The following is a 21,243-nucleotide window of genomic DNA, read 5'->3' on the forward strand; positions in this document are numbered from 1 at the left end:
CACACCAGCCTGTGTTCTTCGTCCTGTCCGTCATGCGCCTCGGACTGTCGTAATAAATCAAAAATGAATATAAAGTTTTTTGAATTTCATATCCCTCTCCCTGCCTCTTCATCGCCCAGATGCCTGAGCGACTGCAACAGTCTGATTGCTGATTTAAAAGCCGTGGCTGATTACAGAGCCGCCAACAGCGTCCCTCATCCGTCAATTTCCCTATTTTTCCTGATGACGACAGAGTTTGCGCTTCATCGCGCAAAAAGCACAGGTCGGGACAAAGCATGGAACAGTGGGCGCCTACACCTTTTTAAAAAGTTGGAGGGGGCGCCGCGCCTTCCGACAGATCGCAAAGATCAGGAGGCAGCATGGCCGACACACACCCGTCCTACGAAACCGCCACCGGCGACGCCGGAGAAACGCATCAGCAGGTGCCGGTCAACGGCCCGCACGGAAACCAGCGGGATGCGGCCCGCAGCCATTTGACCACCAATCAGGGCCTGCGCATCAGCGACAATCAGAACAGCCTGAAGGCGGGCGCCAGAGGGCCCACGCTGCTGGAAGATTTCGTCCTGCGCGAAAAGATCTTTCATTTCGACCATGAGCGCATCCCCGAGAGGATCGTCCATGCGCGCGGATCGGCCGCCCATGGTGTGTTCGAATGCACCCATGCCATCCCCGAATTGACCAGCGCAGGCCTGTTTGCCGCCATCGGCAAGCAAACGCCAGTATTTGTGCGCTTTTCAACCGTCGCGGGCGGCGCGGGCAGCGTCGATACGCCGCGCGATGTGCGCGGCTTTGCGGTCAAATTCTACACCGAGGAAGGCAACTGGGATCTGGTGGGCAACAACATCCCGGTCTTCTTCATCCAGGATGCGATCAAGTTTCCCGATCTGGTCCATGCGGTCAAGATGGAGGCCGACAAGGGCTATCCTCAGGCCGCCAGCGCCCACGACACCTTCTGGGATTTCGTCAGCCTGATGCCCGAAAGCATCCATATGGTACTTTGGCAGATGAGCGACCGGACCATCCCGCGCTCGCCCCGCTTTATGGAAGGTTTCGGCATCCACACCTTCCGGCTCGTCAATGCCGAGGGCGCGTCCAAGCTGGTCAAATTTCATTGGAAACCGGTGCTGGGCCTGCAATCGACCACATGGGACGAAGCGGTCAAGATCGCCGGGGCCGACCCGGATTATCACCGCCGCGACCTGTATGAGGCTATCGACACGGGCGCCTTTCCGGCATGGGATCTGGGCGTGCAGGTTTTTGAGGAAAGCTGGGCCCAAGAACAGCCCTTCGACGTCCTGGACGCCACCAAGCTGATCCCGGAGGAACTGGTTCCGGTGCGGATCATCGGGCGGATGACGCTCAACCGCAATCCGGACAATTTCTTTGCCGAAACCGAACAATCGGCCTTTTGTCCGGCCAATATCGTGCCCGGCATCGATTTCACCCCCGATCCCCTGTTGCAGGGGCGGCTGTTCTCCTATCTCGACACGCAGAAATCGCGGTTGGGCACGGCCAATTTCCACCAATTGCCGATCAACGCGCCCAAATGCCCGATGCGCAATTTTCAGCGCGACGGCATGATGCAGATGGAGATCCCCAAGGGCCGCGCCAATTACGAGCCCAACAGCCTGAACGAAGCGGGCGAGCCCACCGGCCCGCGCGAATGTCCGGCCACCGGCTTTACGACCTTTGCGCGCGGCATGTTGCCCAACAACAGCGATCAGCATCTGCGGGCGCGCCCTGCCCTGTTTGCCGACCATTATTCGCAGGCGCGCCTGTTCTATCGCTCGCAGACGCCGGTCGAACAGGCTCACCTGGCCAGCGCCTTCGTGTTTGAACTGTCCAAGGTGGGGCTGGAGCATGTCCGCCACCGGATGCTGACGGTGTTGGGCGCGGTGGATGAGGATCTGGGGCGCCGCGTGGCCGGCGGACTGGCGATGGAATTGCCTCCGCCCGCCGATATGGCGGCCCCGGTTGTCGAGATGGCCCCCTCGCCTGCACTTTCAATCCTGAGCCACGGCCAGCCGCCTATCGAGGGACGCAAGATCGGCATTCTGTTTGCCGAAGGATCGAGCCTGAAGGCCATCGAAGCGATGAAAACGGCCATCGAGAGCAAGGGCGGCAAGGCCGTGCTGATCGCGCAAAAGGTGGGCGGCATTCCGGTTGATGACGGCATGCTCAAGGCCGAGGGGCAGTTGATGGGCAGTCCGTCGGCGCTGTTTGATGCGGTGGCCTCGATCATCCATCCCGATGCCCTCGACCATCTGCGATCGGACCATGCTGTGCATGCCTGGTTTGCCGATGCCTATGCTCATTGCAAAACCATCGGCGCCTGTCCGGCCACGCTCCGGCTGCTGGAAGAATGGGGGATCGCCAGAGATGACGGCATCGCCAGTCTCGAAGAATTCCCTGACCTTGCCCCCGCGCGCCATTGGGACCGCGAAGGCAAGGTCCGTCTGCTGGCCTAAAGGAGACACGATATGCCGCAGGGAGACAAAAGTGCCTATACGGCCAAGCAGAAGCGTCAGGCCCGCCATATAGCCGAAAGCTATGAGGATCGCGGAGTGCCCCATGACGAGGCCGAGGCGCGCGGATGGGCCACCGTGAACAAGGAGACCGGCGGCGGCAATCTGTCGGGCTCTGGCCGGGGAAAGCCCGACACACATGTCTCTTCCTCACGCGGCGGGCGAGCCCACAAATCGGGTTCTTTCGAGCAGCGCAGCGCCGCCGCGCGCAAGGGTTGGGATACCCGCCGGGCCCGCGAGCGAGCGGCAGGCAAGGTATGAGCGCTTTCGCCGCAAACGGGCTCACAAGGAAAATCTCCAATTGATGAAGGAACTTTTACCCAAAATCAGAATTTATATACATGAATATTATGATTAAATTTAGATACTACCCCTCGCCTGTTCGACATCATCTTATCGCGCTTCAGCAATGTCTGAGCGCATTTGTATCGACAGCGGGGAAATAAAAAATAGGTTCTTCCCATCCGGGGGGACAATATCCGGAGAAACCAAGATGAAAATTCTGAAATACATGATCGCGGCAACTGTTGCTGCTGCAATTCCTCACGGGGCGCTGGCTCAAAACGTGCCGCAATCCCCGCAACCTCCGCTGGATTCAGCGCCCGCAGACGCTCCGGCGGCCCAACCGATCAAGCCTCTGGCCGGCGACATTGTCTATGACAAAGTTGGCGAACAGATCGGCACGATCGCCAGCACCACCGACCAACAGGTCGTGGTGACAACCCCTCGCGGCAAGATCACCATTCCTGTCGCCTCGCTCTTTACCGGGGCAAAGGGGCTGGCCATCAATATGACCCGAGGCGAAGTCGACGCCGCGATCCAGTCGGCCCACTAGGCGCAGATCGCGGGCGGGGCCGGGTTTTAGCCCCCCTTCGCCGGGGCAGGTGTCCTGCCAATTGCTGTGAAACCATTCCCTTGGGGCGCCATTCGCGCCCCGAACCAAGGGGAAATCCGCTCTGGAGACATCGATGCCTACAGCCCCGCTTTCCGATCTGCTCGCCCCGCCGCCATCTTTGCCCGGCGGGGCGAGCCTGTTTCTGGATTTCGACGGCACGCTGGTGGACATTGCCGAAAGGCCCGATGAGGTGGTGATCCCGCGTGGTCTGCCGGACCTGCTGCTTACCATGTCCGCGCGGCTTCAAGGCCGTCTGGCGCTGGTCAGCGGGCGCTCGATTGCCCAGATCGACAATCTGTTCGGCCGGGCGATGCATGCGCTCGCCATTTCGGGCAGCCATGGATGCGAATTCCGCTGGCAGGATCAATTGGTCCATCCCGTCCGCCCCGTTGCCGAACTCGAACATGCGGCGCGAAAATTTGACGATTTCGCCTTTGGCCATCCCGGCACGCTGGTCGAGATCAAGACCTATGGCGTGGCGCTCCATTATCGCGGCGATCCGGCCTGCGCCCCCTATGCGCAGCAACTGGCCGAACACCTGGCGATAGAAAGCGGGCTGGTCGTTGAAAATGGCAAGATGGTGGTCGAACTGCGCTTTGGCGGCTGCGACAAGGGTACAGCCCTGCGCAATATGATGGCCTGCGCGCCCATGATCGGGGGAAAGCCATTTTATCTGGGTGACGATCTCACCGATGAATCGGCTTTTGCTGCGGTGAACGCGCTGGATGGCGTTTCGGTTCTGGTCGGCCCCGCGCGGGTGACGAAGGCGTGCTTCAACCTGCCCGGCCCTGCGGCCGTGCTGGCCTGGATGGCAAGGCCGGTGTCATGAGCGCCGGTATGAATGGAGCTCTCAACCTCTGGCCGATCGGCAATTGCCAGATTTCAGCGCTGATTGATCGCGACGGCGCCTTCGTATGGGGCTGCCTGCCGCGCGTTGACGGCCCGCCCGCCTTCAGCGCCCTGCTCGACGACGGCCTCCATCCCGACGGGCAAGGCTTCTGGGCGATTGAGCTGGAAGGCTGCACCAAGACCACACAGCGCTATCTGCGCAACACGCCCATTCTGGAAACCCGCCACGAGGATGATGCGGGCAACGCCATTGTGGTCACCGATTTCTGCCCCCGCTTTCATCGGCATGGGCGCATCTATCGGCCGGTGGCCTATATTCGCATTGTACGCCCCGTTTCGGGCAGCCCGCGCATCCGGGTGCGGCTTCGCCCCACGCGCGACTGGGCCCGGCGCGAGGTCGAGCGCACCTGCGGATCGAACCATATCCGCTATATGCTCGGCCATATGACCCTGCGGCTTTCCACATCCGCGCCGATCGGATGGATCGAGGATGAGCAGGTGTTCCGCGTCGAACGCCCCCTGCATTTCTTCCTCGGCCCCGACGAAGGCTTTGACGGCAATATCGCCACCACGGCCGAGGAAATGCTCGATCTGACCATCCGCGAATGGCGGCATTGGGTGCGCGGTCTGGCCATTCCGCTTGAATGGCAGGAGGCCGTGATCCGCTCGGCCATCACGCTCAAACTGTGCCAGCATGAAGAAACGGGCGCGATTGTCGCCGCGCTCACCACCTCGATCCCCGAACATGCCGGGTCGGGGCGTAATTGGGATTATCGCTTCTGCTGGATCCGCGATGCCTATTACACCACGCAGGCGCTCAACCGGCTGGGCGCGCTTGATGTGCTGGAATCCTATCTCGAATATCTGCGCAACATCGTCGACAATGCCCGATCGGGCCATATCCAGCCGCTCTATGGCGTGGGCGGCGAGGCGCGGCTGGAGGAAAGGATCGAGGCCGGGCTGGCGGGCTATCGCGGCATGGGGCCGGTGCGGGTGGGCAATCAGGCCTATGCCCAGATGCAGCACGATGCCTATGGCCAGATCGTCCTGTCCAACGTTCAGGCATTCTTCGACCAAAGGCTGTATCGCATGGCGGGCGAGGAGGATTTTCGCGCGCTCGAACGGGTGGGCGAAAGGGCGTGGCTTTCCTACGATCAGGCCGATTCCGGCCTTTGGGAATTGCGCGGCCGGTTTCATGTCCACACCTACTGCGCGGCCATGTGCTGGGCGGCCTGCGACCGACTGGCCAAGGCAGCGCATCATCTGGGCCTGCATGACCGCCAGACAGTATGGCAGGAGCGCGCGGACCGCATGGGCCGCGTCATCATCGATGCGGCATGGCGCGAGGATACACAGCGCATGTCGGCCACATTCGACGGCGATCTGCTCGACGCCAGCCTGATCCAGTTGCTCGACCTGCGCTTTCTGGCGCCCGATGATCCGCGTTTTCTGGGCACGCTGCGCGCGGTCGAACATGGGCTGCGCCGGGGTTCGCATATGCTGCGCTATGCCGACGAGGACGATTTCGGCCTGCCGCAGAGCGCTTTCAACATCTGCACCTTCTGGCTGATCGAGGCGCTTCACGCCACTGGCCGCCATAGCGATGCGCGAGACCTTTTCGAGGAAATGCTGGCCCGCCGGACTCCGGCCGGGCTGCTGTCGGAAGACACCAATCCACACACGGGGGAACTATGGGGCAATTATCCGCAAACCTACTCACTCGTCGGCCTGATCAATTGCGCGACCCTGCTCAGCAAACCATGGAGCGCGGTCAGGTGAACCGTCTGATCGTCATCTCAAACCGAGTGTCGCCGCCAACGGGCGATGGACCCGGCAATCAGGGCGGTCTGGCCGTCGCGCTCTCGGCGGCGCTGAGGGAGAGCAGCGGCATCTGGTTCGGCTGGTCGGGCGAGGAAACCGACGCATTTACCGGCCACATCAATTTCCAGCGCAGCTATGGCGTCACCACCGCCACCGTCGATCTGGAAGCGCAGGACGTCGAGGAATATTACAACGGCTATGCCAATTGCACTCTTTGGCCGCTGTTTCACAACCGGCTCGATCTGGCCGAATTCGAGCGCGGCTTTGCCGGGGGCTATGAAAGGGTCAATGACCGTCTGGCCGAAACCGTCGCGCCCCTGATCGAGGACAGCGATCTGATCTGGGTTCATGACTATCACCTGATGCTGTTGGGGCGAAACCTAAGAGCACGCGGGGTGAATAACCGCATCGGCTTTTTCCTGCATATTCCATGGCCCCCGGCGCGGCTGCTGGAATCGCTGCCGGGGCATGGCGAATTATTCGACGCGATGCTGGATTATGACGTCATCGGCTTTCAGTCGGAAAACTGGCGCGATTCCTTTATCGAATATGTTCAAGGCCACACCGAAGCCACCATCGACCAGAACGGCCCCGATCAGAACGGTATAATCAGCCTTGGCGAGCGGCGGGCCCAGATTATCGTCTGCCCTATCGGCATCGACTTTGCAGAATTTCACGAGGCCGCTCATGGCGAGGTCGCGCGTGAAAGCTGCCGTCGGATGAAGCGCAGCGCAAACGGGCGCACGATGATTGTGGGGGTGGATCGCCTCGATTATTCCAAGGGCCTGCCCGAACGCTTTCTGGGCTATGAGCGCCTGCTCGCCTCGCGCCCGGATCTGCATGGGCAACTCTTCCTGCTCCAGATCGCCCCGCCCTCACGCGAACAGGTGCGCTCCTATCAGCAGATACGCGCCACGCTCGACAGCCTTTCCGGACGGATCAACGGCGAATTTGCCGATGCCGAATGGGTGCCGCTGCGCTATATCAACAAGGGCTATCCGCGCGATGCGCTGGCGGGGATTTATCGCGCCTCACGCATTGGATTGATAACGCCTTTGTGCGACGGGATGAATCTGGTGGCCAAGGAATATGTGGCCGCGCAGGACCCGGAAGATCCCGGCGTCCTCATCCTCTCGCAATTCGCAGGCGCCGCCCGCCAGTTGACCGACGCTCTGATCGTCAACCCACACAGCCCGGACGAACTGGCCGAAGCCATCGACCGGGCGCTGCGGATGAGCAAGAAAGAGCGCAAGGAGCGCTGGCATTCCCTGATGGCCAATATCCGCGACGAAGACGTCCGCTGGTGGCAGGAATGCTTTGCCAAAGCGCTGGCCGGTTCGCCCGTCTAGTGGATTGATTTTGACATTTGCATCCCCTGTCGGCCGGGATTGCTCTGCAAATGTCGAAATCGGACCACTAGGCCCTGACCGCCCGGTGGCCGACGGCAACCGTCACCGCCCCCAGCGTCAGCGCGGCCAGAACGTGCATGACGAAATCGGCCACCGACATTTGCGCAGGATGGCAAAAGGCCAGCAAGCCGAACGAGAGAAAGGCAATCGCCATCCCCGCCGCCAGCAACGATGGCCCCGGCCGCAGCGAGCGCGTCCGGCGCAAGGCCAAAATGACCACGCCGACCATCGGCAAACCCGCCGTCAGCACGAAAGTATAGCAATAACGTCCCACCCCCGGCGCATAAGCCAAGGGGTGCGACGCAAGGGCCATGCTGGCGGCGGCCAGCGCGATCCATGCGATCAGGCCCAGCACCATCCAGCCTCGGCCCAAGGCGCGCCCGCCCGCCACGCTGATCGAAAGCGCCGAGGCGAATGCGGCCAGCCCCAGCCCTATCGACAATGCCGCATTGGCCGCGGAAAGCGCCGCATGGGGCCCGTCCCAATCGGGAGAGAAACGATGCAGCATCCGCGTGGACAGATAGCCCGCCCCCAGCGCCACCGGCGCCCAGCCCAGCGCGCGCCACGATGCCGGAAGCACCCGCCGCACCGGCGCCGCCCCTTGCGAGAGTTCGTCAATCAGCGTTTCGAAATCGCGCATCTCAGGAATTCCCATATTCGCGAAGTCTGGCAAGAGCGCGGTGGAGCAGCGACTTGACCGCCGGCACCGACAGCCGACTGGCATCGGCCGCATCATCAAGGCTCATGTCGCGCAGCTTCACCATTTCCACCATCATCCTCTGCCGTTGGGGCAACAGATCGAGCAACCTTGCGACCTCGCGTTCATGCCCCAACGCCTCGCCCGGTTCCGGCGCGCGCAGGTCCGGGGCGGCGGCCATCGCTTCTTCATCGACAATTTCAAACCGCCGCGCCCGTCCGCTCCGGCGCAGCGCGTCAATCGAGCGGGCATGGGCGATGGCAGCGATCCATGGCCGCAAGGGGCGCCCCGGATCATAAGTGTGGCGCAGGCGATGAAGGGTCATCAACGTCTCCTGCACCGCATCTTCGGCCAGCGCCTCGTCGGCAATCCTGCGCCGCGTCATCTTGCGGATCGCGGGCAGCAGCGCGCGCAGGACCATGCGATAGGCGACCTGATCGCCATCCTGCGCCCGCCGCATCAACGCGGGCCATTCGCCTTCGGGGGGAAGATCACCCGTCACGCCGCGCCTATTCTATCCCCGAAACGGTCTGCATCATCGCTTCAACCCTTTCCGCCCGCGGCCACATCGAGCGCGCCGGTCGCCATGCCAATGCTCAGCACCTGCGGCAGGATCACCGGCTTGCCGCCGCCCGCAGGATAGACAAGGTATAGCGGCAGGCCGGTACGTCCCAGATCGCTCATCGCTTTCTCGATTTCCGCGTCATAATTGGTGGAGTCGGCAATCATAAAGGCTGTATTGGTTCGCGCCATCGCTTCCTTGAAGGCAGGGGTCGAAAGCACGGCCTTTTCATTGACCTTGCAGGTCAGGCACCATGAGGCGGAAAAATCGACGAAGACCGGCCTGCCCGCCGCCGTTTCACGCGCCACGCGCGCGGGCGACCAGCGGATCGGGCCGCTATCGGCCTGCGCCACCGGGCGGCGCGTTTCAAAGGCCTGTCCCGGCATGGCAAAGGCCGCGCCAATCGCCGCAAGGCCCGTGGCCGCCGCCAGCGTCAGCGCGCGTGCGGGCTTGCCTGACATGGCGCGCCGCTGGGCCAACCCATAAAGCCATGCGGTCATGGCTAGCAGCAGCGCACAGCCCAGAATGAAGGGCAGGCCCGCCGAACCCGTCTGCGCGTCCAGCACCCAGATCAGCCATGCCGCCGCCGCCAGCATGGGAAAGGCCAGCCCATGCTTGAGCGTGACCATCCATGCGCCGGGCCGGGGCAGCATCCGGGCAAGCGGCGGGCAAAAGCACAGCAGCGTGAAAGGCGCCGCCACGCCCACCGCCAGCGCGGCAAAAACCGCCAGCCCAACCAGCGGCGGCTGAACCAGCGCATAGCCCAGCGCGCCCGCCATGAACGGCCCGGCGCAGGGCGTGGCCACCATCACCGACAGCGCGCCGGTCAGCGCCGTGCCGATCAGGCCCGAGCGGCCGTCCATCGCCTGCCCTGCCCGCTGAAGCCCGATGCCCATCTCGAACAGGCCCATCAGATTGAGCGCCGAGCCGATCATGACCAGCGCCAGCAAGGCGACGATGGCGGGCGACTGGAGCTGAAAGCCCCAGCCCACCGCCTCTCCGCCCGCCCGCAGCGCCATCAGCACCCCGGCCAGCGCCAGCATGGCCAGCAGCGAGCCGACCAGAAACGCTACGCCTTCACGGCGCAGATGAGCCTGATCGCCTCCCTGTCGCAGCAGCCCGAACGCCTTGAGCGATATGATCGGAAAGACGCAGGGCATGCAATTGAGGATCAGTCCGCCCAGAAAAGCGGAGAGAATGGCAATAAGCATCGAAAACCTCGTTGCGACAGAGAAGCGGTCAGAAAGTGATCAGCTATGCTTGGCCTTCCACTCGCGCACGGCGGCCATCGTCTGGTCAATATGGGCCTGAGGATTGCGGTCGGTATAGCTGAGCAGGATCTTGCCGTCGGGCGCGATCACGAAGGATGTGCGCTCGGACAGTGTCTTGTCCTGGAACTGCATCACGGTCTTGTATTCAGCGGCAATCTTGGCCCCGGGATCAGCGGCCACGGCGAATTTATCGCGGCATTCCAGCTTGGAAAATTCGGCCACGCGCTCAACATTGCCCGCCGTCACGCCCACGACCGTCGCGCCCATCTTGCGGAAACTGTCGGTGGCTTCGGCGAACAGATGCGCCTCAATCGTGCAACCGGCGGTGAAGGCGGCAGGGAAGAAATAGAGCACGACCGGCCCCTTGCGCAGCGATTGATGCAGCGAGAAATTGAACGGCTTTCCGGCCTTGGCTGCACTCAGCGTAAAGTCGGGCGCGCCTGCGCCTTGCGGCAGGGCGGCGATGCCGGGCGCCGGAACAGAGGCGGCCAACAGCCCAAGGGCAAGCGATACGGCAAGGTTTTTCCGAAACTTCATCTGCTGTGCTCCCACTCGAAATCGGTTGGAGGAGGCGACCATTTCCGCTTCCTTCCATCAATCAGTTCGCTGGCGCATCGCAAAAGGTTGCGGTCAAAATGAGCAGCGCGAAAAATTTTTTCGACTGCCCCGCCCCATTTCCGCAATTTACGGAATTTAACAGATCTCTACGGGCAACCCCGATGGCCCAATCCGTCAAATATAAGGCGTTGGCACGATACAGTTCCCCTTCAGGGAGAATTCTGTCCATGCATGCGCCTGTCCGCCAGCCTACCATTTCCGCCACGCTCAGCCTGCGTTCGGCCATTGCCATTGCCATCATGGTGCTGGTGGGATCGGGGCTGACGGCGCTGATGCTGGAAATCACCGCCCGTTCGCAATTGCGCGAAACGGGCCGCATCGTGGCCGATCAGGCCGCCGCGCAGGTCAACAGCCAGTTCGACCGCCCCATCGGCATCGTGGGCGCAATGCGCGATGCGCTGGACGCCGCGCGGCGCCAGCATGAAACAACGCGCGCCTTTCACAATGGCATCCTGCGCCAGACGCTGATGGCCAGCCCGCAATTGCTGGCCACATGGACCGCATGGGAACCGGGCGCCTTTGACGGCAAGGACGGCGCATTCATCAACCAGCCCGGCCATGACGCCACGGGCCGCTTCATCCCCTATTGGCACCGCGACGGCGCGGGCGTCGCGCTGGAGCCTTTGACCGATTACACCAAACCGGGACCGGGCGATTATTACCTGCTGGCCCAGCAAAGCCGCAAACCGGTGCTGGTCGAGCCGTATGAGTATAAAGTTGGCGGCAAAACAGTGCTGATGACCTCAATCGCAATGCCGGTGGTGGATCAGGGGCGCGGCCTTGGCGTGGTGGGCAGCGATCTGGCGCTCGACGCGTTGCAACAGCGGATGGCAGCGATCAAAGTGCCCTTTGGCGGCCAGATTTCGGTGCTTTCGGCCCATCGCGCCTATGTGGTCAGCGCCAATGCCGCCCTGCGGGGCAAACCGGCGGGCGCGGCGAGCGAAGCGATGGGCTTTGCCGACCATCCGCAACTGGGCAGCGTGTTGCGGGTGGAAACGCCGGTGCATTTCTCCGGCTTTGACACGCCTTGGGTGGTGCGGGTCGATCTGCCCCTGTCGGCGGTCTTTGCCTCGACGCGGATGATCGAGGGCGGACTGGCTCTGTCGGCGCTGCTGATGATTGTCGGGCTGGCATGGATGGTGCGGCGCGCGGCGAACCGCGTGGTGGTCGAGCCTTTGGCCGGGTTGCGGCATGAGATGGTGCAGCTGGCGGGCGGCAATCTGGCCCCGATGGGCATGGCTCAGGCAGAAACCGTCGAAATTGCCGAAATGCAGGAGGCGCTGGAAGTGTTCCGCCAGAACGCGCTTGCCAAGAAGAATGTCGAGGATGAACAGGCCGCCATGGTCGCGGCCCTGGCGCAATGTCTGGAAAGGCTGGCGCGGGGCGATCTGACCACGCGCCTCAACGGGCATTACACCGGCGCGTTCGAGCGTTTGCAGGGTGATTTCAATCAGGCCATCGTGCGTCTGGATAATGCTCTGGAGGGCGTGGCCCATAGCGCGGGCGATGTCACCAACGGGTCGAGCGAAATCCGCACTGCGTCCGAAGACCTTGCCAACCGCACCGAGCGGCAGGCCGCCGGGCTGGAGGAAGTGGCCGCCGCGATCAGCGAAATCAACGCCCGCGTTTCCGAAGCGGCCCAATCGGCCAGCGAGGCCAACCATGTAGTCGAACTCTCGCAAAAGGAGATCGAGAGCAGCGGCGTGGTGATCCGCCGCGCGGTCGAGGCGATGGGCGGCATCGAGCGGACATCCTGCGAGATCGGCGAGATCATCGGCGTAATCGACGCCATCGCGTTTCAGACCAATCTGCTGGCGCTCAACGCCGGGGTCGAGGCAGCCCGCGCCGGGGATGCGGGCAAAGGCTTTGCCGTGGTCGCCTCCGAAGTGCGCGCGCTGGCCCTGCGTTCATCCCAAGCCGCGCAGGACATCAAGGGCCGCATCGCCGCCAGCACCGAGCAAGTCAAGATCGGCGCAGCGCTGGTGAGCGAAATGGACGGGGCGCTGGAACGGATCGTGGCGCGCATCAGCCAGATCAGTCTGCACGCCCACACCATCGCCACGGGCGCGCAGCAGCAATCCACCAATGTCGGCGAAGTGGATATCGCCATCCGCCAGATGGACAGCTTTACCCAGCAGAACGCGGCGATGGTCGAGGAAACGACCGCCGCCGCGCGCCACCTGACCGATCAGGCCCAACATCTGGCCAAGCTGATGGCCCAATTCACCGTGTCGCGCCGCCATAGTTTCGCGGCGCGCTATGCCGCCTGATCAGCCCCTTTTCGGATTGGGCAGAAACACCGCCAACAGGCCGATGGCAGGCAGGAAAGCGCAGATGGCGTAAACCGTCTCGATCCCTGCGCGGTCGGCCACTTCGCCAAGGACCGCCGCGCCCAGCCCGCCCATGCCAAAGGAAAAGCCGAAGAACAGGCCCGAGATCATGCCGATCTTGCCCGGCACCAGATCCTGGGCGAACACGACGATGGCAGGAAAGGCCGAGGCCAGGATCAGGCCGATGGCCACCGTCAGCGGCCCGGTCCAGAACAGGCTGGCATGGGGCAGCAGCAACGTGAAGGGCAGCGCGCCGAGGATCGAGAACCAGATCACATATTTGCGCCCGAACCGATCGCCCAGCGGCCCGCCGACAATCGTGCCAACCGCCACCGCGCCCAGAAAGACGAACAGGTGGAGCTGCGCCACCTCGACCGAGACGCCGAAACGGTGGATCAGGTAGAAGGTGAAATAGCTCGTCAGGCTGGCCAGATAGACATACTTGGAGAAGATCAACGCCAGCAGCACCGCAATCCCGCCCAGCACTCGCCCGCGCGGCAGGGGATCGGCCGATTTGCGCGCGCCATTACCCGCCGAGAGCCGCGCCAGACCGTGATGGCGATACCATTGCCCGACATTCCACAGGATCGCGCAGGACAGGAGCGAGAGCAACGCGAAGGCGGCCAGACTGGTCTGGCCCCAGCGCACGACGACAATCGCGGCGGCCAGAGGGCCAAGCGCGGAACCTGCATTGCCGCCCACCTGAAACATCGACTGGGCCAAGCCATGCCTTTGCCCCGCCGCCATACGCGCCACGCGCGAGCTTTCGGGGTGAAACACCGACGACCCCATCCCCAGCAGCGACGCGCCCACCAGCAACAGGCCGTAGCTATGCGCCACCGACAGCACCAGCAGCCCGGCCAGCGTGAACAGCGTGCCGCCCGGCAGCGCCAGCGGCGTGGGGCGTTTATCGGCATAAAGGCCGATCAGCGGCTGAAGGATCGAGGCGGTGATCTGATAGGCCAGGGTGATCAGGCCGATCTGGGCAAAGGACAGACCAAGCTCGTCCTTTAGATTGGGATAGATCGCGGGCAGCAGCGATTGCAGCATATCATTGATGAGATGGCAGACGCTGATCGCGGCGATGATGCCGTAGGCGGTTGTTTGGGGTGCGGTGGATCTGGTCCCGTGCATCGTTCATATCCAATTGTGTTGCCCGCCCGCTATAGCGCCTCGCGCCTTGGCCCGCATTCCTGTATGGGTCTTTCCTTTTCGCGATTGGGACAGGCATGCCGTGGAATAATCCCGAAGCCATCGACCATATCGACCGGCCCATCATCGGCGTCGGCAATGAATATCCGCCCGCCTTTGAGCTGGACTGGCATCAGCATCGGCGCGGGCAATTGCTCTATGCGGCGCGCGGCGTGGTGGTGCTGTCCACGCCGCAGGGCGCATGGGTGGCCCCGCCAGAGCGCGCGGTGTGGACGCCGGGGGGATGCCCCCACGCCGTGCGCATGGTGGGCGCGGTCAGCACGCGCAGCGTTCTGGTCGAACCGGGGGTGCAAGGCTCGCTGGGCGAGGAAACCAAGGTCATTCAGGTCTCGCCCTTGCTGCGCAGCCTGCTGGAGGCGGCCTGCGAGATTGCGCCCGAATATGACCGCGAGGGGCGCGATGGCAAGCTGATGGCGCTGTTGCTGGCCGAACTGGCGCTGGCGCCCACAGTGCCGCTGGCGGTGCCTTTTCCGCAGACGCCGGCGATGGCGGCCAAGTGTCAGGCCTTTCTGGAACAGCCCACCCCGCGCGACAGCATCGATCAGTGGAGCGCCGATCTGGGCATGGGGCGGCGCGCCTTCACCCGCGCCTTTCGCCGGGAAACGGGGCTGAGCTTTGGCGAATGGCGGCAACAGGCCTGCGTGCTGATCGCCCTGCCCCGTCTGGCGCAGGGCGAGGCCGTGACCGGCATAGCATTCGATCTGGGCTATGACAGCGCGGCGGCCTTTACCACCATGTTCAAACGCCGCCTTGGCGTCCCGCCCAGCCGCTATCTGCCGGGCGGGAGCCAATAGGCATCAATCGAGCGCTTCGGCGGGGCCAAAGAATTCGAAATGGCGGCGGGTTTCAGGCAGGCCGAGCTGCGCCAGCGTGCGGTTCACAAAGCCCATGAAAGGCTTGGGACCGAGGAAATAGGCATCGGCCTCAACCGGCACCCATGCCTGCAATTGCTCGACCGAGGGGCGGCCTGAGGGGCCATCCTCATGCCCGCCCTGTTCATAGACGATATGCGCGGTAAAGCGCGGATAGTTGCGCGCCCAGCCGTCGATCACATCGCCAAAGGCATGGACATCGCCATTGCGGGCATAGTGGATGAAGGTCACGTCACGGTTGCCTTCCTCCAGCGCGACCTGCGCCATGGCCAGCGTGGGCGTCACGCCAATCCCGCCCGAAATCAGCGCCAGCGGCGCATCGCCAGCTGCCAGCACGAATTCGCCCGCCGGGGGAAACACGTCCAGCACATCGCCCTGCCCCACATGGTCATGCAGATGGTTCGAGGCCACGCCGCCATGCTCGCGCTTCACGCTGATGCGCAGGGTGCGGCCATCGGATTTTTGCGAGAGCGAATAGTTGCGGCGCAATTCCTGCCCGTCGATATTCAGGCGCAGGCCCAGATATTGCCCCGGCTGATAATCGACCACCGGGCCGCCATCGACAGGTTCGAGATAGAAGGAGACGATCTCGGCGCTCTCCACCTGCTTGCGCGCCACGCGGAATTGACGCGCCCCGCGCCATCCGCCCGGTGCCTGCGCAAGGCGATCATATTCGGCACCCTCGGCCCCGATCAGGATGTTGGCCAATTGCCAATAGGCCGCGCCCCATGCGTCAATCACCGCATCCGTGGCGATATCCTCGCCCAGCACTTCGCGGATCGCGCGCAGCAGGCAGGTGCCGACGATGGGGTAATGTTCAGGCAGGATCTGAAGCGCGACATGCTTTTGGATGATCTGCGCCGGAAGCGCGCCCAGCGCGCCCAGATTGTCAATATGGCGGGCATATTGCAGCACCGCATTGGCCAGCGCGCGCGGCTGGGTGCCATCGGCCTGATGCGCCTGATTGAACAGCGGACGCACCTCGTCATATTCGGACAGCATGATGCGGTAGAAATGGGTGGTCAGCGCCTCGCCGCCGGTTTCCAGAAGGGGAACGGTGGCCTTGATGATGGCGGTCTGTTCGGGGGTCATTGGGGGCTCCTTTGGGGGTTTTCAGGCAGCGTTTTGGGCGCGGGGCAGACGGAAAAAGAGCGCCAGTTGCAGGCTCTCGGCAATGCGGCGCGCCTTGGTCTGTACGGCCAGCGCGTCCTGCGGGCTCAGGCACTGGCGCGCGGTATGCTCCCACAGCGCCAGCCAGCGGGCGAACATAGATGGGTCCATTGCCGCGCGATGGCGCATATGGGCGGCCACGGGATTGCCGTGATAGGCCCCGCTGCTCAACATCACCGAGGACCAGAACTGCGCCATGCGGCCAAGGTGGGCAGGCCAATCGGCCTCGGCAATCGCCCCGTTGAACATCGCGCCCAATTCAGCATCGGCGCGCACGCGGGCATAAAAAGCATCGACCAGAGTGGCCAGCGCGGCATCGTCAAGCGCAGGCGTGGGCAAGGGATCGGGGCGGTTTTCAGGCGAGATCATGGAACGACTCCAAATCATGCATCTGGGATGCTATATATGGAGGTGAATTATATCATGCAAGTGAAATGCATCTTTATGGACAAGCCCCTATGCGTCTGACCCGCTTCTCTGACTATGCCGTGCGCGTGATGCTCTATCTGGCCACGCATACCGACCGCCTCTGCTCGATTGGCGAGGTGGCAAAGGCCTATGACATCTCGCAAAATCACCTGATGAAAGTGGTCAGCGATCTGGCCGCGCATGGCTATATTCAGGCGCTGCGCGGGCGCAACGGGGGGCTGCGCCTTGCGCGCCCGGCGGCGGAAATCAACATCGGCCGCCTGATCCGCCATACCGAGGGCGAGATCGATCTGGTCGGCTGCGGCACCTGCAAACTGGCGGGCGCGTGCCAATTGCCCGGCCCGCTCGATCTGGCGCTCGATGCGTTTTTTGCCGTGCTGGAGCGCTATACGCTGGCCGATGTGATGGGGCCGCAGGGAGAGAAATTGCTGGAGCGCCTTTCGATCCACGAATGATTCTTGACTCGAACCACTATTCCAATTTATCCCTTCCATGCCCGTTCGCGGGCACAGCCTGGTGACCGGTGCAAGCCGGTCTGGGAAGACGCCTATGGCGTCATGCTGCAGGCCCCACAGCTTTATGCGGGAAAAGTCCCGCGCGTGGGTGCGGGCATGCAGCAATCAAAGACACTCGGCATGGCCCGCTCCCTCGTTTGGAGAGGAGAATTGGAAATGGCCGCCTATATCCGCAACGCATGGTACATGGCCGCATGGGCCGCCGAAGTCCCCAAAGACGGCTTTCTTGCACGCACTTTGCTGGACGAACCATGGCTGATCCTGCAATCGGGCGATGGCGCATGGGTGATGATGGCCGACCGCTGCCCCCACCGCTTCGTCCCGCTCAGCCGGGGGCGGCGCGTGGGCGACAGCATGGCCTGCGGCTATCACGGGCTGACCTATGGCATGGATGGCGCCTGCGTCTTCAACCCCTTTGGCAAGACCCTGCCGCCTGAGGCGCGCGTGGCCACCCGTCCGCTGGTCGAACGCCATGGTGGCCTGTGGTTCTGGCCCGGCGATGCGGAGCGGGCCGATCCCGCCACAATCCCGGATTTCTCCTTCATCGACGATGGCAAGGATGCCCGTGACCATCTGCTGATGGATGTGAATTACGAGCTGATCGCGGACAATCTGCTAGACCTGAGCCATGCCGAATTTCTGCATACCGAGACATTCGGGGTGAATGGCGCCCTGTTCGAATTTGGCGAACAGACGGTCGAAAGCGATGACAGCGGCGCCGTGTGGAACAAGTGGGACATGAACGGTTCGCGCCCGCCCGAATGGGCCGTGCCGATGGTGGGAGACGCGCGGGTCGATCAATGGCTGCATATGCGCTGGCATGCCCCGGCCTCGCTGGCGCTGATGATCGGCGTGGTGCAGTCAGAAACCCGCGCGCCGGTGGTGCCGCCCATGGCCAACCCGCATATCCTGACCCCGAAAAGCCTGCGCGAGACGCATTATTTCTTCACCTGCGACCATGGCGAGGAAGCCGCGCAAATGGCGCGCCGGGTCTTTCTGGAAGAGGATGAGCCGATGATCCGCGCCCAGCAGGAGGCAATGGGCGATCAGGATTTCTGGGCGCTGCGCCCGGTGATCATGCCGTCGGACGCCGCCGCGATCCGGGCGCGCCGCCGCCTGATCCAAATGCGGCGCGAGGAAGCCTGAACGATAAGGGGGCGCGTCAGGCCGCGCGCCCCTGCATCCCGATGGCCAGCGCCGCAAACAGCGCCGGGATCGCCAGCAGCATCAGGATCGAGGAATAGCCCAGCCCCAGCCCCAGCAAGGCCCCGCCCGCCAGACTGCCGACAATCGAACCGATCCGCCCGCAGGCATTGGTCCAGCTGACCCCGGTGGCGCGCACGCGGGCCGGATACCACCCGGCGGCATAGGCCATCAGCCCCACCTGCCCGCCCGAAACCGTGGCCCCCGCCATAAAGATCAGCGCGGGAAGCAACACATGCTGCGCCGGAACCCGACCGATCAGCACGACAAACACCCCCACCAGCGCAAAGGCCACCGCCAGCACCCGGCTGGGGCGGAAACGGTCCATCAACAGGCCCAGAACCACCGCCCCGATGGTGCCGCCCACCTGAAACATCGCGGTGGCCAACGAAGCCTGCTTCATCGAGAAGCCCTGCGCGGTCAGCAGCAAGGGCATCCAACTGGTCATCAGATAGACGATGGACAGGGTGATAAAGGACGTGACCCAGAGCAGCACAATGCCCCCCGCAGGCCGCGAGCGAAACAGATCGCTCAGGATCGAACCCTGCGCCCGCTGCGGTACGACAGCATGGGCCGACCAGCCCTCCACCCCGGCGATACGCTCAGCAATGCGATCAAGAGCGCGGGCATTGCCGCCGCTGCGTTGCAGATAATCAACCGATTCCGGCACCAGCATCCACGCTACCGGCACCAGCAGCAAGGGCGCCACCCCTGCCCCCATAATCACCATCCGCCATCCCACCAGCGGCTCGGCCCATGCGGTGATAAAACCGCCCACCGCCGAACCGAAGGTGAAACCGCAGAACATCGCCGTGGTCAGGCTGGCCTTCTTGCGATCCGGGCAATATTCCGAGGTCAGCGCCGTGGCGCAGGGCAACGCCCCGCCAAGCCCAAAGCCGGTCAGAAACCGCCACAAGGAAAGCGAGGCCAGATCAGGCGCATAGGAGGACACAATCGTCATCGCCGCAAACCACAGGGTCGATGCCACCATCATCCGCTTGCGCCCGAACCGATCCGCCATCGGCCCGATGATCAGCGCCCCGGCTACCGAGCCGAACTGCCCCGCGCCAAACACAGAGGCCAATTCAGGCGGCGCCAGATGCAGCCCCTTGCGAATCGCGGGCGCCAAAAAGCCCATCAGCGCGACATCGAAACCATCGAGCGCCGCCACCATAAAGCAGACCGCAAACAGCGTGATCTGCAAGGCCGAGAGGCGGTGGGCATTGACCAGCGAGGGGAAAGTGGTTTCCATGAACGAACCTTTGTTGCGCGCAAAGGCCCTGTCCCGGCCCCATGGGCGCGCGCATCGGGCGGGCATGGCCGCCTGGCTGCGTTCTTCTCCCCTGTGGCCCGGTCTGGGAAACCCTTGCCGGATCTGATGCAGGGATAGGATGGCGCGCTGGCCGGGTCAAATGAGGGCGGCGTGAATACGATGCCAATGAGCCGCCGCGAAACGGCATAGTGTTGCGCGGCGCACCTCTGAAATGCCCTTTCACTCCTGCGCCCGATGATCGTATGACAGGATCGGGCAAAAGCCTTACCTAAGGGAGTTCGATCTGATGCGCCATATTCTCGCCTCCACTCTGGCCGCCTGCGTTGCGGTTGCCGGTTTTGCCGCGCCCGCGCTGGCCCATCCCAAGATCGTGTCGGCCACCCCGGCCGAAGGCGCCGCCGCCGCCAATGTTTCCCAGATCTCGATCACGTTCAGCGAACCGCTGGTGGCCGCGATGTCGGGCGTGGATGTGGTGATGACCGGCATGCCCGGCATGGCCAATCACGAACCGATGAAGATGACCGGCGTTAAAACCGCCCTTGCCGCCGACAAGGTGACGCTGGTGGCCAAGCTGCCCCGCGCGCTGCCCGCCGGCACCTATGAGGCCAACTGGCATGTGGTTTCCACCGACACGCATCGCGTTGCTGGCAAGCTGAACTTCACCGTCAAGTGATGGGCGAAACGCTGGTCTGGCTGCGCTGGCTTCAGTTCATCGATCTGGGGCTGGTGTTTGGCGCTGCCCTGACGGCCCGCCTGCTGGGCCAGCGTGTCGCTTCGCCGTGGGGGCGACGGGTGCTAGGGCTGGGCTGCGTTCTGGGTCTGGCGCTGGGGGCGGGCGAATTCGCCTTTATCCTTGCACGCATGGCGGCCGGGCCGGTTGCTGATCTCGGCGCCGAGACGGTCTCGATGATGCTGACGGATACGGCGCTGGGCTGGGCGGTGATCGCGCGGGGTGCGTTTCTGACGCTGGCGCTGGGGGTGATCCTGTGGCGGCGGCGCAATGCGCCTTTGCTGGCGGTCGCGTTGCTGGGAGGGCTGGCAACCACCTGTCTGGCATGGGGCGGCCATGCGGCAGCCTCCATGGGTTTTGCCTCGGTGGTCCGGCTGAGCGGCGATATGGCGCATTTGTGGGCGGGCCTGACATGGCTTGGCGCGCTGCTGCTGTTTACCGCGCTGGTGTGGAGCAGCGGGGCCAATGATCGCACGGCGCTGGCCCGGTTGGGGCGGCAATTGGGCGGATTTGCGCTGATCGGCACGGTGCTGGTGGGCGTTTTGGTGCTCAGCGGGCTGGCTAATCTACTGTTTCTGGCCCCGCCGGGGCAATGGGGGGTGATGGCGAACGCGCCCTATGGCCGGTTGCTGCTGACCAAGCTGGGCCTGTTTGGCGCGATGTTCGTGCTGGCGGGGCATAACCGGTTCCATCTGGTGCCCGCGCTGGAACAGGCGATCGATCCGCGCGCGCGCCATCGCGCTCTGGCCGCACTGCGTCGCAGTGTCACGCTCGAAACGCTGCTGGCGCTGGGCGTGATCTGGTGCATTGCGGCGGCGGGCACGATGGATCCAATGGGCGCCGCATAGGCAAGCGGCGGGTT

The 21,243-nt window shown here is 63.6% G+C and carries 20 protein-coding genes; 12 read left to right on the top strand and 8 right to left on the bottom strand.

Translation table 11 applies throughout. The features are described from left to right. Positions 1-359: 359 nt before the first annotated feature. From GGR38_RS17930 to GGR38_RS17955, 6 genes are all read left to right on the top strand, one after another. Positions 360-2,468, top strand: coding sequence for a catalase (locus tag GGR38_RS17930; RefSeq protein ID WP_183627526.1), 2,109 nt, complete (start codon positions 360-362; stop codon positions 2,466-2,468). Between the two features lie 12 nt (positions 2,469-2,480). Further along, entirely contained in the window at positions 2,481-2,786 is a 306-nt protein-coding gene (locus GGR38_RS17935; RefSeq protein ID WP_183627527.1) for a plasmid stabilization protein, read from the top strand. A gap of 232 nt (positions 2,787-3,018) precedes the next feature. Further along, a complete protein-coding gene (locus GGR38_RS17940; protein ID WP_183627528.1) occupies positions 3,019-3,360 on the top strand; it encodes a hypothetical protein in 342 nt (113 codons plus the stop codon). A 133-nt stretch (positions 3,361-3,493) separates the two neighbouring features. Next, positions 3,494-4,249 carry a trehalose-phosphatase gene (gene otsB, locus GGR38_RS17945; protein WP_183627529.1) on the top strand — a complete coding sequence of 252 codons (756 nt, stop codon included), beginning with the start codon at positions 3,494-3,496 and terminating at the stop codon, positions 4,247-4,249. Between the two features lie 8 nt (positions 4,250-4,257). Then, positions 4,258-6,048, top strand: a complete 1,791-nt coding sequence (locus tag GGR38_RS17950) for a glycoside hydrolase family 15 protein (RefSeq protein ID WP_183627584.1) — start codon at positions 4,258-4,260, stop codon at positions 6,046-6,048. Beyond that, complete coding sequence (locus GGR38_RS17955; protein ID WP_343059160.1) at positions 6,045-7,439, top strand: alpha,alpha-trehalose-phosphate synthase (UDP-forming); 1,395 nt, start codon at positions 6,045-6,047, stop codon at positions 7,437-7,439. Before GGR38_RS17950 ends, GGR38_RS17955 begins: the two co-directional genes overlap by 4 nt. Before the next feature lie 67 nt (positions 7,440-7,506). Here the strand turns inward: GGR38_RS17955 and GGR38_RS17960 are convergent, their stop codons facing one another. The 4 genes from GGR38_RS17960 to GGR38_RS17975 are packed head-to-tail and all read right to left on the bottom strand — an operon-like array spanning position 7,507 to position 10,566. Further along, the gene (locus GGR38_RS17960; protein WP_183627530.1) at positions 7,507-8,139 is read right to left on the bottom strand and encodes an NrsF family protein; all 633 of its coding nucleotides are present in this window, start codon (positions 8,137-8,139) and stop codon (positions 7,507-7,509) included. 1 nt (position 8,140) lies between these two features. Then, complete coding sequence (locus GGR38_RS17965; RefSeq protein ID WP_221227148.1) at positions 8,141-8,698, bottom strand: sigma-70 family RNA polymerase sigma factor; 558 nt, start codon at positions 8,696-8,698, stop codon at positions 8,141-8,143. Between the two features lie 41 nt (positions 8,699-8,739). Beyond that, positions 8,740-9,969 carry a protein-disulfide reductase DsbD family protein gene (locus GGR38_RS17970; RefSeq protein ID WP_183627531.1) on the bottom strand — a complete coding sequence of 410 codons (1,230 nt, stop codon included), beginning with the start codon at positions 9,967-9,969 and terminating at the stop codon, positions 8,740-8,742. 39 nt (positions 9,970-10,008) lie between these two features. Then, entirely contained in the window at positions 10,009-10,566 is a 558-nt protein-coding gene (locus GGR38_RS17975) for a peroxiredoxin (RefSeq protein WP_172340894.1), read from the bottom strand. Positions 10,567-10,814: 248 nt separating this feature from the next. On the opposite strand from GGR38_RS17975, the gene GGR38_RS17980 reads away from it, so the two are divergent. Further along, positions 10,815-12,917, top strand: coding sequence for a methyl-accepting chemotaxis protein (locus GGR38_RS17980; RefSeq protein WP_183627532.1), 2,103 nt, complete (start codon positions 10,815-10,817; stop codon positions 12,915-12,917). Here GGR38_RS17980 and GGR38_RS17985 read toward each other — a convergent pair whose 3' ends face one another. Continuing rightward, positions 12,918-14,111, bottom strand: a complete 1,194-nt coding sequence (locus GGR38_RS17985; RefSeq protein WP_183627533.1) for an MFS transporter — start codon at positions 14,109-14,111, stop codon at positions 12,918-12,920. Between the two features lie 95 nt (positions 14,112-14,206). Between GGR38_RS17985 and GGR38_RS17990 the strand changes: the two genes are divergently transcribed. After that, on the top strand, positions 14,207-14,983 hold the full coding sequence (locus tag GGR38_RS17990; protein ID WP_183627534.1) for an AraC family transcriptional regulator: 777 nt from the start codon (positions 14,207-14,209) through the stop codon (positions 14,981-14,983). A gap of 3 nt (positions 14,984-14,986) precedes the next feature. Here the strand turns inward: GGR38_RS17990 and hmpA are convergent, their stop codons facing one another. Further along, positions 14,987-16,153, bottom strand: coding sequence for an NO-inducible flavohemoprotein (gene hmpA, locus GGR38_RS17995; protein WP_183627535.1), 1,167 nt, complete (start codon positions 16,151-16,153; stop codon positions 14,987-14,989). 21 nt (positions 16,154-16,174) lie between these two features. Then, a complete protein-coding gene (locus GGR38_RS18000; RefSeq protein ID WP_183627536.1) occupies positions 16,175-16,600 on the bottom strand; it encodes a group III truncated hemoglobin in 426 nt (141 codons plus the stop codon). Positions 16,601-16,689: 89 nt separating this feature from the next. On the opposite strand from GGR38_RS18000, the gene GGR38_RS18005 reads away from it, so the two are divergent. Together GGR38_RS18005 and GGR38_RS18010 are read left to right on the top strand one after the other, a co-directional pair. Continuing rightward, positions 16,690-17,115 carry an RrF2 family transcriptional regulator gene (locus GGR38_RS18005; protein WP_183627537.1) on the top strand — a complete coding sequence of 142 codons (426 nt, stop codon included), beginning with the start codon at positions 16,690-16,692 and terminating at the stop codon, positions 17,113-17,115. A 216-nt stretch (positions 17,116-17,331) separates the two neighbouring features. After that, the gene (locus GGR38_RS18010; RefSeq protein WP_183627538.1) at positions 17,332-18,321 is read left to right on the top strand and encodes an aromatic ring-hydroxylating oxygenase subunit alpha; all 990 of its coding nucleotides are present in this window, start codon (positions 17,332-17,334) and stop codon (positions 18,319-18,321) included. A gap of 16 nt (positions 18,322-18,337) precedes the next feature. Here GGR38_RS18010 and GGR38_RS18015 read toward each other — a convergent pair whose 3' ends face one another. Beyond that, a complete protein-coding gene (locus GGR38_RS18015) occupies positions 18,338-19,630 on the bottom strand; it encodes an MFS transporter (protein ID WP_183627539.1) in 1,293 nt (430 codons plus the stop codon). Between the two features lie 307 nt (positions 19,631-19,937). Between GGR38_RS18015 and copC the strand changes: the two genes are divergently transcribed. Beyond that, entirely contained in the window at positions 19,938-20,324 is a 387-nt protein-coding gene (gene copC / locus GGR38_RS18020; protein ID WP_183627540.1) for a copper homeostasis periplasmic binding protein CopC, read from the top strand. Continuing rightward, positions 20,324-21,229, top strand: coding sequence for a copper homeostasis membrane protein CopD (gene copD / locus GGR38_RS18025; protein WP_183627541.1), 906 nt, complete (start codon positions 20,324-20,326; stop codon positions 21,227-21,229). The genes copC and copD overlap by 1 nt, the downstream gene beginning before the upstream one ends. Positions 21,230-21,243 lie beyond the last annotated feature (14 nt).

The sequence above is a fragment of the Novosphingobium sediminicola genome (genome assembly GCF_014196525.1).
Classification (GTDB): Bacteria; Pseudomonadota; Alphaproteobacteria; order Sphingomonadales; family Sphingomonadaceae; genus Novosphingobium; species Novosphingobium sediminicola.

What these genes read in the sequence shown, in the direction of transcription:
- GGR38_RS17930 (WP_183627526.1), top strand. Translation starts at nt 360, where the DNA reads ATGGCCGACACACACCCGTCCTACGAAACCGCCACCGGCGACGCCGGA.
- GGR38_RS17935 (WP_183627527.1), top strand. Translation starts at nt 2,481, where the DNA reads ATGCCGCAGGGAGACAAAAGTGCCTATACGGCCAAGCAGAAGCGTCAG.
- GGR38_RS17940 (WP_183627528.1), top strand. Translation starts at nt 3,019, where the DNA reads ATGAAAATTCTGAAATACATGATCGCGGCAACTGTTGCTGCTGCAATT.
- otsB (WP_183627529.1), top strand. Translation starts at nt 3,494, where the DNA reads ATGCCTACAGCCCCGCTTTCCGATCTGCTCGCCCCGCCGCCATCTTTG.
- GGR38_RS17950 (WP_183627584.1), top strand. Translation starts at nt 4,258, where the DNA reads ATGAATGGAGCTCTCAACCTCTGGCCGATCGGCAATTGCCAGATTTCA.
- GGR38_RS17960 (WP_183627530.1), bottom strand. Translation starts at nt 8,139, where the DNA reads ATGCGCGATTTCGAAACGCTGATTGACGAACTCTCGCAAGGGGCGGCG.
- GGR38_RS17970 (WP_183627531.1), bottom strand. Translation starts at nt 9,969, where the DNA reads ATGCTTATTGCCATTCTCTCCGCTTTTCTGGGCGGACTGATCCTCAAT.
- GGR38_RS17975 (WP_172340894.1), bottom strand. Translation starts at nt 10,566, where the DNA reads ATGAAGTTTCGGAAAAACCTTGCCGTATCGCTTGCCCTTGGGCTGTTG.
- GGR38_RS17980 (WP_183627532.1), top strand. Translation starts at nt 10,815, where the DNA reads ATGCATGCGCCTGTCCGCCAGCCTACCATTTCCGCCACGCTCAGCCTG.
- GGR38_RS17985 (WP_183627533.1), bottom strand. Translation starts at nt 14,111, where the DNA reads ATGCACGGGACCAGATCCACCGCACCCCAAACAACCGCCTACGGCATC.
- GGR38_RS17990 (WP_183627534.1), top strand. Translation starts at nt 14,207, where the DNA reads ATGCCGTGGAATAATCCCGAAGCCATCGACCATATCGACCGGCCCATC.
- hmpA (WP_183627535.1), bottom strand. Translation starts at nt 16,153, where the DNA reads ATGACCCCCGAACAGACCGCCATCATCAAGGCCACCGTTCCCCTTCTG.
- GGR38_RS18000 (WP_183627536.1), bottom strand. Translation starts at nt 16,600, where the DNA reads ATGATCTCGCCTGAAAACCGCCCCGATCCCTTGCCCACGCCTGCGCTT.
- GGR38_RS18005 (WP_183627537.1), top strand. Translation starts at nt 16,690, where the DNA reads ATGCGTCTGACCCGCTTCTCTGACTATGCCGTGCGCGTGATGCTCTAT.
- GGR38_RS18010 (WP_183627538.1), top strand. Translation starts at nt 17,332, where the DNA reads ATGGCCGCCTATATCCGCAACGCATGGTACATGGCCGCATGGGCCGCC.
- GGR38_RS18015 (WP_183627539.1), bottom strand. Translation starts at nt 19,630, where the DNA reads ATGGAAACCACTTTCCCCTCGCTGGTCAATGCCCACCGCCTCTCGGCC.
- copC (WP_183627540.1), top strand. Translation starts at nt 19,938, where the DNA reads ATGCGCCATATTCTCGCCTCCACTCTGGCCGCCTGCGTTGCGGTTGCC.
- copD (WP_183627541.1), top strand. Translation starts at nt 20,324, where the DNA reads ATGGGCGAAACGCTGGTCTGGCTGCGCTGGCTTCAGTTCATCGATCTG.